This is a genomic window from Romboutsia sp. 1001713B170131_170501_G6, from assembly GCF_015668195.1.
Lineage (GTDB): Bacteria > Bacillota > Clostridia > Peptostreptococcales > Peptostreptococcaceae > Romboutsia_C.
Genome location: NZ_JADPFC010000003.1, coordinates 39675 through 53445 on the forward strand (window position 1 = coordinate 39675; position 13771 = coordinate 53445).

Annotated in this window: 10 protein-coding genes and 1 riboswitch; of the genes, 2 read left to right on the plus strand and 8 right to left on the minus strand. The window is 28.0% G+C overall.

Going from position 1 to position 13771, the window contains the following annotated elements; genetic code table 11:
* Positions 1-479: 479 nt before the first annotated feature.
* Positions 480-1769, plus strand: a complete 1290-nt coding sequence (brnQ, locus tag I4U89_RS08945; protein ID WP_195940041.1) for a branched-chain amino acid transport system II carrier protein — start codon at positions 480-482, stop codon at positions 1767-1769.
* Between the two features lie 75 nt (positions 1770-1844).
* Here brnQ and I4U89_RS08950 read toward each other — a convergent pair whose 3' ends face one another.
* The 8 genes from I4U89_RS08950 to I4U89_RS08980 form a co-directional block, all read right to left on the minus strand.
* Positions 1845-3212, minus strand: a complete 1368-nt coding sequence (locus I4U89_RS08950; RefSeq protein WP_195940042.1) for a cation:dicarboxylate symporter family transporter — start codon at positions 3210-3212, stop codon at positions 1845-1847.
* A 128-nt stretch (positions 3213-3340) separates the two neighbouring features.
* Positions 3341-3676 (minus strand): winged helix-turn-helix transcriptional regulator, encoded by a 336-nt coding sequence (locus I4U89_RS08955; RefSeq protein ID WP_195940043.1) that lies wholly within the window; start codon positions 3674-3676, stop codon positions 3341-3343.
* 137 nt (positions 3677-3813) lie between these two features.
* Positions 3814-4407, minus strand: a complete 594-nt coding sequence (gene rpsD, locus I4U89_RS08960) for a 30S ribosomal protein S4 (protein ID WP_195940044.1) — start codon at positions 4405-4407, stop codon at positions 3814-3816.
* A 692-nt stretch (positions 4408-5099) separates the two neighbouring features.
* Complete coding sequence (gene nrdG, locus I4U89_RS08965; RefSeq protein ID WP_195940045.1) at positions 5100-5603, minus strand: anaerobic ribonucleoside-triphosphate reductase activating protein; 504 nt, start codon at positions 5601-5603, stop codon at positions 5100-5102.
* Positions 5604-5619: 16 nt separating this feature from the next.
* A complete protein-coding gene (nrdD, locus tag I4U89_RS08970; RefSeq protein WP_195940046.1) occupies positions 5620-7749 on the minus strand; it encodes an anaerobic ribonucleoside-triphosphate reductase in 2130 nt (709 codons plus the stop codon).
* 423 nt (positions 7750-8172) lie between these two features.
* A complete protein-coding gene (locus I4U89_RS08975) occupies positions 8173-8553 on the minus strand; it encodes a hypothetical protein (protein WP_195940047.1) in 381 nt (126 codons plus the stop codon).
* A 207-nt stretch (positions 8554-8760) separates the two neighbouring features.
* Entirely contained in the window at positions 8761-8883 is a 123-nt protein-coding gene (locus I4U89_RS15845; protein ID WP_279311322.1) for a hypothetical protein, read from the minus strand.
* A 176-nt stretch (positions 8884-9059) separates the two neighbouring features.
* Complete coding sequence (locus tag I4U89_RS08980) at positions 9060-11627, minus strand: cell wall-binding repeat-containing protein (protein WP_195940048.1); 2568 nt, start codon at positions 11625-11627, stop codon at positions 9060-9062.
* 190 nt (positions 11628-11817) lie between these two features.
* Positions 11818-11988: riboswitch (Lysine riboswitch) on the plus strand.
* 276 nt (positions 11989-12264) lie between these two features.
* Between I4U89_RS08980 and I4U89_RS08985 the strand changes: the two genes are divergently transcribed.
* Positions 12265-13731, plus strand: coding sequence for an amino acid permease (locus tag I4U89_RS08985; RefSeq protein ID WP_195940049.1), 1467 nt, complete (start codon positions 12265-12267; stop codon positions 13729-13731).
* Positions 13732-13771 lie beyond the last annotated feature (40 nt).

A 13771-nucleotide genomic window follows, 5' to 3' on the forward strand; every position in this document is an offset into this window, starting at 1 on the left:
TAGCATTTAACTAATATACACTAAATTTTTATTTTTTTCTATAATTGCTATTACTTAAGCCTTTATAATTTACTGCATATTTATAAAATATTTTTTACTTTAATTATAAAATAATTTGTATAAATTTTCTGAAAAATATTATTGACATATTCCCTTTAACTATATATAATCAATTTAAATATAAATTTTTTAGGAGAATATAAATATGATAATTAATACAAATCTAACTAACAATAAACAATTAAATATATCTTATTTTAGCTTTTGGCTATTGTAGTTGGTTTGTATTTATGAACGATAGATTAATCGTAGATACAAACTGGTACTTGTTTGTATCTATGATGGTGAAAGCTAACTTGTTATGTAAAGCCACATAGATAATACTATGTGGCTTTTTTATTTATCCTAAGCAAAATAAAAGTCACATGGTACATACTATGTGGCTTTTTTATATATAAAATAAAAAAAGAGGTGTTATTATGAAAAAAAATATTGATATTATTATTATTGGTTTCGCACTATTTTCAATGTTCTTTGGAGCAGGTAATTTAATTTTCCCACCATACATAGGTGTTACCTCTGGCAGCAATTGGCTAATGAGTTTTTTAGGCTTTATAATTGCAGATGTTGGTATAATACTACTTTCTATCAGTGCAATAGCAAAGGCTGGTTCATTCCAAGGTGTTGTTGGAAAAGCTGGCAAAAGATTTGGGCTTACTTTAGAAGTAATAATGATGTTGTGCTTAGGTCCAATATTAGTAGTGCCTAGAACTGGTGCAACTACATTTGAAATGAGTATACTTCCTCTAAATAACTCATTTAATCCAATAATATTTTCAATTTTATTCTTTACACTAGTGTTTATATTAACTATAAAACCAAGTAAAGTTATGGATATTATAGGTAAATTCTTAACGCCTATACTTTTAGCAGCGTTAGCAGTCTTAATAGTCAAAGGGATATTATCTCCTATTGGTAAATTAAATAATAATATTTCTTCTGATAATCTATTTATGGGAGGTGTTACTCAAGGTTATCAAACTATGGATGCCCTTGGATTAGGTGGTGTAACTGCACTTGTTATGTCATCTTTCTTAAGCAAAGGTTACAAAAATAAAAAAGAAAATATAAGCCTTACTATAAAAGCATCTTTAATTGCAGGTATTGGACTTACACTAGTTTATGGTGGTCTAGCATACCTTGGAGCTACAGTTTCTACAATGTATGATGCTAGCATTTCTCAGACAGAATTACTAGTTAATATAACAAATCTTTTATTAGGAAATACTGGTACTATATTATTAAGTATAGTTGTTGCATTCGCTTGCTTAACAACTTCCATAGGATTAACTTCTGTTACAGCGAAGTATTTCGAAGATGTAACTAATAAAAAACTAAAATATGAATATATAGTAACCTTTATATGTGTATTTAGTGCCATTGTTTCTAATTTGGGCGTAGATAAAATAATAGCTATTGCTGCTCCTATATTAACAGTATTATATCCTGTTTCAATAGTTTTAGTTCTAATGAGTTTATTTGGAAAAATATTTAAGAGAGATTCTACTTTTAAGGGCGCTGCTTATGCAACATTATTAATAAGCCTACTTACAGTACTTAATAATCTAGGTATAAGTATCCCTTTTGTTAATAATCTTCCATTTGCTAATTTTGGATTTAACTGGGTTGTTCCTGCACTAATTGGAGCTTTTTTAGGCAGATTAATAATTAAAGAAAATAATATATATATAAATTCAAAGATTTCTTAATGAAAATATTACTATGAAAAACTAATAAGAACCTTCAAATAATTAATAGTTATTTGAAGGTTCTTATAGATTGTACTAATTTATTTTATCTTTTTCAATTTTATCTAATGAACTAGCAACTGCTATTGCTGAGGCCATAGTTCCATTAACATTAAGCATTGTACGTCCCATATCTAATATTGGGTCTATAGCAAGTATTCCACCTAATAATGGGAAATATGCTCCCATACCCATACCTGATATAACTACTGAAACTGACATTGTTGCAGTACCTGGTATTCCAGCTATTCCTAATGAACTTATAGTTATTACTATAAGCAACATAACATAGAAGCTAAAGTTCATAGGAGTACCAGACATATTAGCTACTGTAACTGCCATTAATGCTGGATATATACCTGCACAACCGTTCATTCCCATATTAGAACCTAAACTTCCTACAAAACTTGCTATACCTTGGTCTACTTTAACATTATCTGTAAGTGTCTCTATTGTAACTGGTAATGTCCCTAAACTTGATCTAGATGTAAATGCTAATATAAGTGGCTTAGATACATTTTTTAAGTATTTTATAGGATTTATCCCACTTAAAGTTATTATTACTAAATGTACTATAAACATTATTGCTACACTTACATAAAGGGCTATTATGAAATCCATAACATCCAATATTGATGTTACGCCTCTATCTATTATCGTAGTAGCCATTAAAGCAACTACTGCATAAGGCATTAATTTTATTACTGTTATAGAAACACTTATTATTATTTTATAAAATGCTTCTACTAAATCTACAAATGGTTTTATTATTTCTGAATACTTTTTATTAAGTCTCTTTATTGCTATACCTAAAAATCCTGCAAATATTACTACTGCAACTACATTAGCTTGTGCCATTGCATTTACTGGATTTGATGGTAATAAACCTCTTAGAGTGTCGACTATTGGTGTAACTTCTCTTATCTCTCCACTTTTTACTATTACTTCATGTCCTACTCCTAAGTTAAATAAATTTCCAACTACTATACCTGTTATGGCTGCTAATGCTGTTGTTCCTAATAACATTCCAATAGTTTTTCCTGTTAATTTCCCTAGATTTTCACCTTGCTTTAAGTTCATTATAACTCTTATAATTGAAACAAATACAAGTGGAACTATTAACATTTTTAATAAATCCATAAATCCATATCCAAATAGTCCATACCATTTAGATACTTCTGTCAACCAAGTTACCTTAGTAGGATCTTCTGGGAATCCAGCTATAGCTTGAACTAATATACCTAGTCCAATCCCCAATACTATTGATAAAATCATTAGTTTATTAAATTTTATCTTTTTACTTAATTTTTTTATTACAAAAAACATACCTATTAAAATTGCTATTGATATTATAGTCATATAATTCGTGACCATAAGAAATTCCGAAAAAAATGTATAATTCATAAATTGCCTCCTTCCGATTATTTTTATATAAAGTAAATGAGCTCATACTTGTTTTTTATAATATAACAAGTATGAGCTCTTATATCAACTGGTAACTTTTTCGTAACCAGATTAATCTCTATATAAAATTAACAATCACATTTAATATGTTTATTACTCCAATGTATCATAGTTTCCATTATTGGAAGTAACGAAATACCACATTCACTTAAATAGTATGTTGATTGGATATTATTTTTTAATTCTTTTTTGTCATTAATTACTATCCCATTTTCAATTAAAAATTCTAATTGTTGAATTAACATTTTCTTACTACATCCATCTATACATCTTTGTAATTCTCCAAATCTTTTTTTGTCATTACCAATTTCCCATATTATTTCACATACCCATTTTTTTCCCAGTATGTTTGATATGAATTTTAATGGACAATTATTTTGCTTGATATTGTTCAAACTATACATTAACGACCTCCTTTTAATTCTTTTATATAGATTAGATTATAATATAACTATCATTTTGTCTATTTTTATCTTTATAAAATACTTAAAATAAAAAAATTACCATAAACCCTAAGATTTATGGTAATTTTCTATTTAGATTATTTTGAGTAGTACTCAACAACTAAAATATCGTCAATTTCTATTGGTACTTCATTTCTTTCAGGTTTTCTAGTAAGAACACCTGAGAAGTTCTCTACATCCTTAATTAAGTAAGGATATTGGCTAGTAGCATTTTGTTGAAAACTATCTTTAAACATTGTATTTTTTTGAGATTTTTCTCTTAAAGATATAACATCTCCTACTGACACTCCATAAGAAGGTATATCTACTTTTTTCCCATTAACTAGTATATGTCCATGAACTACCATTTGACGAGCTTGTCTTGTAGAACTTGCTAAACCTAATCTATAAACTAAGTTGTCTAATCTACACTCTAACATTTGTATTAATGCTGTACCTGTAGAGTCTTTAGATTTCATTGCCTTTTTCACATAGTTAGAAAATTGCTTTTCTAACACACCATAGTACGCCTTTAATCTTTGCTTTTCTAATAACTGTACTCCATATGGTGAAAGCTTTTTGTCCGCTCTAGACGTTCCTTTTGTAGCTCTATCCATTGCTTTTGGATGCCCACATACATTTAATCCTAGTCTTCTACATTGTTTAAATCTAGGTCCCATCATTCTTGCCATAATTATCATCTCCTATAAAATCAGAAATTTGCCGCGATAACTTTAAGCCTATTTTTAATATATCATAGTTTTCTTTTTTTGTAAATGAATTTCATTATCATTTTTAAAAATAAAAACCACGATATTAATCGTGGTCTTTATATAGAAGTTGTGTAATTATATTAGTAAATTAAGAGTATAATTAGCATAACATTTATAATGTAATTTATCATATAGGAGAATATTATACTTTCTGTATTAAATCTGATAATGTGCTGAAGATCATCAGATTTAGAAAATTTATGTAAGCTATGATATAATTTACACTTTCATGCTCATTTGCTAGTAAATTACTCATTAATTCTCTATTTGTTTAAAGTATACCATAATTAATCATTTTTGTAAATGATAATAATTATTAATTTCATTTCATAAAATTAAAGATCAAAATACTATATGAAATTACTTACTCTAGCACAATAATTTTTTTATTTTATTAAAAATTCGCTTAGCTTAAGCCACTGCGTGGGCGCTATACTTCATGTCGCCAACAACTTTGTCCGTTGCTTAAAATGTTACTTTTTGCATTTTCGAGCATATTGACATATTTTATTTTCATGAGTTGTTAACAGTTTTGCGCTTAATATGATTTACTTATATGCAAAAAATGCATCAAGATAAAATTTATATTTATCTTAATGCATTCTACATACTTAATCTAATTCGTAAAATACTATTTTATTACTTAATAATGTCTTTTTTACGTCTATAACTCTTTGATTTGATGAACCTCTTAACATTAGGCTTAGATTTCTATTATTTTCTTCAAACTTACCATCTATTAATACATCTATATATTTTAATACTTTCTTTTGACTTTCATCAAAGTTTTCTAGTGTATATCCACTCCATAGGTATATCATTTTATTTGGGTAATGTTTCTTAAATTCTTTACATAAGTTAAATACACCTTCTACATTTTGAGGACATAGTGGCTCTCCTCCTAATATAGATAAGTCTCTATTTATATTATTTTTATTTATATTATCAATGATATATTGTAAATCTTCTTGTGTAAATTCTTTGCCTCCGTTAAAATCCCATGTTTCTCCATTAAAACATCCTTTACAATGGTGGGGACATCCTTGTGTCCAAAAAGACATCGTTACTCCAAGTCCATTCGCTATGTCATTGTCTTTTATTTTGGCAAATCTCATATTATCACTCCAAATTCTATAAGTGAAGTACTCTTTCACCTATCTCTTGAGTACGTCCTTTACCCCACATATTTGCCCCAATGTATCCACAAGTTCTTCTCATTACTTGCATTTCATCTTTATCTCTGTTTCCGCAGTTTGGACAATACCATTCTAAATCCTTATCAAGCTTTATTTCACCTGTGTATCCACATTTATAGCATATATCTGGCTTAGTATTTATTTCTGCATATTGTATATTGTGATAGATATAATTTATTATTTGTTCTACTGCTTGTAGGTTTTTGCTCATATCCGGTACTTCTACATAACTTATACATCCACCTAAACTTATGTCGTGGAATTGACTTTCAAACTTTAATTTTTCAAAAGCATCTATTTCTTCCGTTACGTGAACATGATATGAGTTTGTATAGTACATTCTATCAGTTACATTTTTAATTTCTCCGAATTTTTGCTTATCTATTCTACAGAATCTTGAAGTTAAACTTTCTCCAGGAGTTCCGTATAATCCAAATCCAAGACCAGTTTCTTTCTTCCAACTTTGGCAAGCATCATTTAAATGGTGCATAACTTTTAATGCAAATGCTTCACCTTCTTTAGTTGTGTGACTTACACCAAGCATTGCTTGAGTCATTTCATATACTCCAACATATCCCAATGAAAGAGTTGAATATCCATCCTCTAAAAGAGCATCTATTTTCTCTCCTTTTTTAAGTCTAGCTATTCCTCCATGTTGCCAGTGTATTGGAGATACGTCTGATCTTACTCCTTTTAATAAATCATGTCTAACCATTAAAGCTTCTTTACAAAGTTCTAATCTTTCATCTAATATCTCCCAGAATTTATCCATATCTTTATTTGCAGTTAATGCAACTTGTACTAAGTTTAATGATATTACACCCTGATTGAATCTTCCATACCACTTATAATTTCCATTTTCATCTTTCCATGGAGATAAGTGACTTCTACATCCCATAGGTGGGAAAGTATTTCCTTCATAATTCTTTCTCATTATTTTAGCACTTTGATAGTCTGGAACTAATCTTTTCGTATTACATTTAGCGGCTAACTTTGTAATATAGTCGTACTTACCACCTTCTAGGCAGTTATGTTCATCTAATAAATAAACTAGCTTAGGGAATTCTTCCCCTACATCTTGTCCTTTATAGTTTTTCATACCTTCTAATCTTTGTGCTATCATTTCTTCACAAATTAAAGCCATTTCCTTTTCATATTCATGGCCTTCTTCAATCTCTAAATAGATAGTTGAAAATGGTGATTGACCATTACTTGTATATAACGTTGATAGTTGATATCTTATTGTTTGTATACCTGATTTTAGCTCCTCTAACATTCTTTCTTCAGCTAATTCTTTAGCCATTTCTTCAGAGTACTTTTCTTTGTATTTATTGAAATATTTATCATATGATACTCTTAAAAATGGTGCTATATGCTTTATAGTTATAGAGTTTCCACCATATTGACCGCTTGCTATTTGAGCTATTATTTGTGTTGTAACTGTACAAGCTGTTGTAAATGATTTTGGTGATTCTACTAATTTATTACTTATTACTGTACCATTATTTAACATATCTTCTAAGTTTATAAGCATACAGTTATGAATTGGTTGAATTGCATAGTCCATATCGTGATAGTGAAGTACACCTTCATCATGGGCATGCGCTATATGTGCTGGTATTAATTTTCTTCTTGCTATATCTTTTGAAACTTCTCCAGCTATTAGGTCTCTTTGAGTAGACGCTAATAATCCATTTTTATTTGAATTTTCATTTATAACATCTTCATTACTATTGTCTAGTAATCCTAATATACTTTCGTCAGTTGTATTCACTTCTCTTTTAAATGACTGTACTGCTCTATATCCTTCATAAGCTTTTGCAGTCAATTCGTGTTTATAATCTATTAACTTCTTATATACCATATCTTCTATTTGATATACTGTCGGCGAAGGTGACTTTTCATAACAATTTTCTTCTATTTCGTTAGCTATTTTTTTAGCTATTTCTTCTTCATATATACCGCTACCATATTTCATAGCATTTAATATTGCATTTTCGATTTTTATTTTATCAAACTCTGCAACTTTTCCATTTCTTTTTATTATATTTAATTTTCTGGTCATAAAACTCTCCTTTTGCCTAATATTTCTTGATGTGTTTGTCAAGTCTTACTAGATAAAAAAACAATAACTTTTTTTAGTAAAAAGTATTGACTTTTTTGTTTTTTAGCACTTTATTTTACTTTGTATAAGCACTATATGTAGTAACACAACCTCTATTTTATACCATATATAGTGTATATTCAAGCTATTTATATTCACTTTTCTTATACCCCTTGATACCACCTAATTCTAGCTTAAATTTTATATTTTTCAGTAAGTTTCCTTAATTTTTTATATATTTTTTTGATAATTTTATAACGTCTCGATGTAAATAATTGAATAAATATAAAAGTAGCTATAAATCATATTTACCCCAATTTTTGTATAAATAAAATTTATTTTATACTAAAAAGACACCTATATTACTAATTAATATAAGTGTCTTTATATTCTATATCCTAAAAATAAACAAGAATCATGATTAGAAATACTATCCCATACATTAAATAAATTGTCATATAAATACTTATAAGAATAGACTTTGTATAATTTAGAATAAGCTAAAATTATCCCCCATTGATAAGTTCTATATACATTATTTCTATGTATATATGGTTTAATATTCTCTTTATTATAATACATGTATTCTTTCTTTAATGACGTTTTAATTTCTTTTAATATTTTCATAGCCCCCTTTTGATTTCCCTGTGATATGAGTTTCATACCTTCATTAGATCTTGAAATATAATAATCTATATTTTCAATCATCTCTTCTTCTGAAACTAGCCTTTTGTCAAATTCTAAAACAATACTTTGGTTAAACATATGAACTCACCTCTTTATTAATATAGTTCTACAAATTTAAACAAATTCCTTTTAATTAATTTATTTTTTTATTATCTTTGTATTTATTATTTAAATTCATAAAAAAACACTAACTTTAATAAGTTAGTGTTTTTTTATGAATTTAAATAGATACTTATATAGACATATAATACTTAAATTATATACCTTTATAAATACCTATTTAATTTATTTATTTCCTTTTCTTTCTTCTCTTTTTTCTTCAAACTTTTCTTTTTCTAATTTCTTCATAGCTTTTTGTTGAGATTTAGCTTCTCTTTCTTCTGATGTTATTTCTTTTTCTAAATTCATTTTAATATCTCCTAACTATAGTTCTTTAAATGCTTTAATTTTTTTTATTTGAATTAAACTTTATATACATATATATTAATTTTATTCCCATATTTTTACATACAAAACAATTGTGTTAGATTTTAAACAAAAAAAATACTAACTTTACTTGTTAGTATTTTTTCTAAAGAATTTAGTTATTTGTTTAATATATCAATTATTTGACTAAATGAATTTTCATTTCCATTTCCACCAATTTGAGTTACTTCATTTGTTTCTTTAGATGATAAAATTTCTTTTTGCTTCCAATTTAAATTACTTCCAACTATTACAATTGGAGAGTTTTTCTTAGCTGCTAATACTCCTGCTGATAGGGCGTCAATTAAATCATCTTGTTTATTTATGCCATCTTTTGCTATAAGTATGTCTTCTAGATTTTTTTCTTTATAAAAGTTCTCTAAAATTAAAGCATTGGTTTCATTTCTATCATCTCCACCTATTCTTTTATAATTAGGTAATTTAGTTGTTATATCATTAGATATAGTACTTTGTCCACCTATAACATAAGATGTTTGTATATTGTTTTGTTTAATAAACTTATTAATTTTATCAAAATTTTCATTTTGTGATGTTAGTATTATCGGCATATTCTTATTGGCTGCGACAGGTGCTATACTAACTGCATCTGCTAATCCTTTAACTCCATTTACAACAGCTATATTTGATATGTTACCTAATCTTTTAGCTATTTCTAATGATGTGTCATATCTATCTATTCCACTTATTCTATTTACCTTAAATCCATCATATTCAAGCTCATTTACTATATTATTCGATACTGAACTTGTACCTCCAATAATATATATATTTTTAGCTTTTAGTCTCTTTATCTCTTGTTCAATATTATAATATAAGCTGTCATTTGGTGTTAGAAGTATTGGCGCATTTATAGATTTTGCAAATGGTGTGGCTGAAAGAGCATCTGCTATAGAACTTGAATTTACTAATACTACATTATCAGAAGTATCCCAACCTTTTTGACTTATCATTATAGATGTTTCATATCTAGTTTCTCCTACCATTTTACTTATAACTACTTTAGGATTATTTGAGCTTACCTTCATTATCCCAACAGCTTTTAGAGCATTTTCTACTGTTTCTTTTTCACTTGCTGTTTTAGCTTTTAATAATAATACTTCTCCTAGATGATTAAAATCTGATTGAGAATATAAGCCTTCTGTAAGTGCATCATAGAAAAGTTTACCCATTTTTTCTTCTCCGATACCTTTAACATTAATACCATATTGTGTTCCACCTTCAGATATTAGGTAAGCTAATTTATTTATTATACCACTATTTTCATGTACGTAATCATTGTCACAGCTATCATTATGTACATGAGACCTTCTACAGATTTCCATATTATCTACATTATCTATATCTGGGTTTTTCATGCTTCTTAAGTATCCATATTTTGAGAAATCTTCTCCTATAGTCCAATTTTTGCTTGATTTATAAGTATGTTCTACTAAAGTACCAAAAATATCTCCATATGCTTCGTTTATAGCGCCTGATTGAGATACATAATCTAAATTAGCAGTATGTCTTACTACTGAATGAGTATATTCATGTCCAATTACATCTAATGATCCTGCAGAATCATAAGTTGTTGAGTTTTCATTTCCAAAAACTAGTATATCAACTCCATTTACTAGACTGGAAAATGCATTTCCTGGCTCATTTACATTTACAAGTAATTCTGGCTTACTTCCCTTTCCATCTAGCCCATCTCTATTGTATTTATTTAAATAAAAATCGTAAGTTTTTCCTACATGGTAGTTTGCATCTACAAACTTTCCATCGCTCTTTTCTAGTTTTGTGCTAAAATATTTTATATCATTATCCATGCCATAAGGAATTTTATTTTGATAATAATATTGATAAAAATATTGACCTTTTATATCTAAAGTTTTTATAGGTTTTGATCCTCTACTTAAATCTATAAAATAATACCCGTCTTTAAAGCCTGCTTCACCTTGTCTATGTATTACTTGTATTTCTCTTTCATCTCCAAATACACCTTTTGCTTTAATTTTTTCTGATTTGATTATATTGTTTGTATTTTCGTATTGATTTATTATATCTCCACTGTTAGCATCTATAAATACAATTTTATTATAAATTGTTTTTCCTATTATATTTACATCTACTTTGTATGCAAGTTTATATTCTTCTTTACTTTTATATAAATATAACTCTACTTTTTCATTTTTATTTAATTCATTTTTTAGTTCAAGTTTTTCCTTTGCTATCTTAAGTGCATCATCTTTAGTTAAAGTCGGATTATAGTTAAATCCTTTTAATGTCTTTGATGTTGGCTCTATATATCCTGAAATTGATTTTATATTTCCGTCATAATCTACACATCCTACTAAATCTGAACCATAGATAGGCATATTATTTATATACTGTTGAAGTCTTACTATAAACTGAGAATCATTTTTATCATCTTCTTTTGATTTGACTTTGAAAGTAGAAGTTTTTTCTACATTACTTAAATAATTAATTAGGATTTGTTGAGGTGATATACCTTCTTTTTTCTCTTCCTTTATATTACCACTTACTACAAATGGTTCCGATTTTTCTATAGCTTTTTTTAATTCTTGTTTTTGCGTATCCTCACTTGCAAAACTCAAACTAGTTAGATTTATAGTTATTAAACATAGTGTCGTTATGCTTGCTATGATCTTTTTTAATAATGTCACTTGCTTTCCCCCTCAATTTTCTTTATTTAACGCTTTTGCTCCTTGTTATATTTTTACTAACTATGTTAACTCTATTTTAACACTTGCAATTATTATTAGTAAACTTATTATTTATTGTTTTTGTACAAAATCTAACCTTTTCTATTGACTTATTTTTTATTTTGGTTATAATTTAAAACAACAAGTAGATAACTGAGATAGAGGCGCGAAATTTAAGAGTAGTATTATGGAGGTAAGCTCAATGAAATAATACAAAAGGAAATTTCGCCGAAGTAAATAGTTAATGGCTTTGATACTATTTGCTGGGCTTATGTAAAATATGCATAAGACTGTCACATTTTTGTGGAGAGCTATTTTCAATGAAAACGTACGGTACGTTGTATTTTTTGTATATAATTTACGTATTTTTGTCATGGGTATAGTCTCATGGCTTTTTTTGTATACAAAAACCTTATGTAAACCTAAAATTACTGATAACTTATATAAGGTATATCAATAACTCAATAATATAAAAATATATCTGAGTAACCGTCGAAGTCGTTAGCGACATAAACTAATCGCATTTTTATTGTTAGATAAATTTTATTATCTTAGTTACTTACTTATGGAAAATTTACACCATAAGGAGGATAATCAAATGAGTGAACAAAATCAAGAATTAAAAAGAGGATTAAAAGCAAGACATCTAAACATGATAGCACTAGGTGGTTCTATTGGAACAGGTATTTTTCTTGCAATGGGAGATACTATCCATCAAGCAGGACCTGGCGGTGCATTAGTTGCATATGGTTTAGTAGGCATTATGGTTTATTTCTTAATAACAAGTTTAGGTGAAATGGCTACTTTTATGCCAATTTCTGGATCTTTTAGTTCCTATGCTACTAAATTTATTGACCCAGCACTTGGGTTTGCACTTGGATGGAATTACTGGTACAACTGGGCTATAACAATAGCTGCTGAAATGGTTGCAGGTTCTTTAGTTATGAAATTTTGGTTCCCAAACATACCTGGAATTTACTGGAGTTTATTATTTTTAATAATAATTGTCGGATTAAACTTTCTATCATCAAAAGCCTACGGTGAGTCTGAATATTGGTTTGCTGGTGTTAAAGTTGTTACTGTAATTATATTTTTAATAATAGGTGTGTTAATGATAGTTGGTATAATGGGTTCTGATGAAATAGGATTTCATAATTATTTTATAAAAGATGGACCTTTCCATGGTGGAATAAAATCAATCTTTGCCATTTTTCTAGTTGCAGGATTTTCATTTCAGGGAACAGAACTTATAGGAGTTGCTGCTGGAGAAAGTGAAAATCCAGAAAAAACTATTCCTAGGGCTATAAAATCCATATTTTGGAGAATATTAATATTTTATTTAGGAACGATAATAGTTTTAGGTGCTATAATACCTTTTACACAGGCTGGTGTTTCTGAAAGTCCATTTACTATGGTATTTGAAAAAGCAGGTATAGCTGGAGCTGCCTCTCTTATGAATGCGGTAATATTAACATCTGTATTATCTGCTGGAAATTCTGGTATGTATGCATCAAGCAGAATGCTTCACTCTATGGCTAAGGATGGACTTGCTCCAAAGCTATTTGCTAAGACTAATAAAAGAGGTGTTCCTGTAAATGCTTTAATATTAACTACTATAGTTGCATCTTTTTGTTTCTTAACAGGTGTATTTGCCGAAAGTACTGTTTATGTTTGGTTAGTTGCTGCATCTGGCCTTGCTGGATTTATAGCATGGGTTGGAATAGCAATATGCCATTATAGATTTAGAAAAGCATATACTCATCAAGGTAATAATTTAAAAGATTTAAAATTTACTGCTAAATGGTATCCTTTTGGACCTATACTAGCATTAATAATGTGTATAGTTATAATAATAGGTCAAGGTTATTCTTGTATTAAACCAGATGGCATTGACTGGAGTGGTTTAATAGCTTCTTATATAGGTATACCTCTATTTTTAAGTTTATATATAGGTTATAAAATTAAGCACAAGACTAAACTTATCCCTCTTCACAAGGTTGATTTAACTTATAATGAAGATAAAAATTTAGATAATATAGAAAAAAAGATCCTTGAATTAAATTAATAAACATAAAAAATGTAACTCCTTTAACTTAGGAGTTACA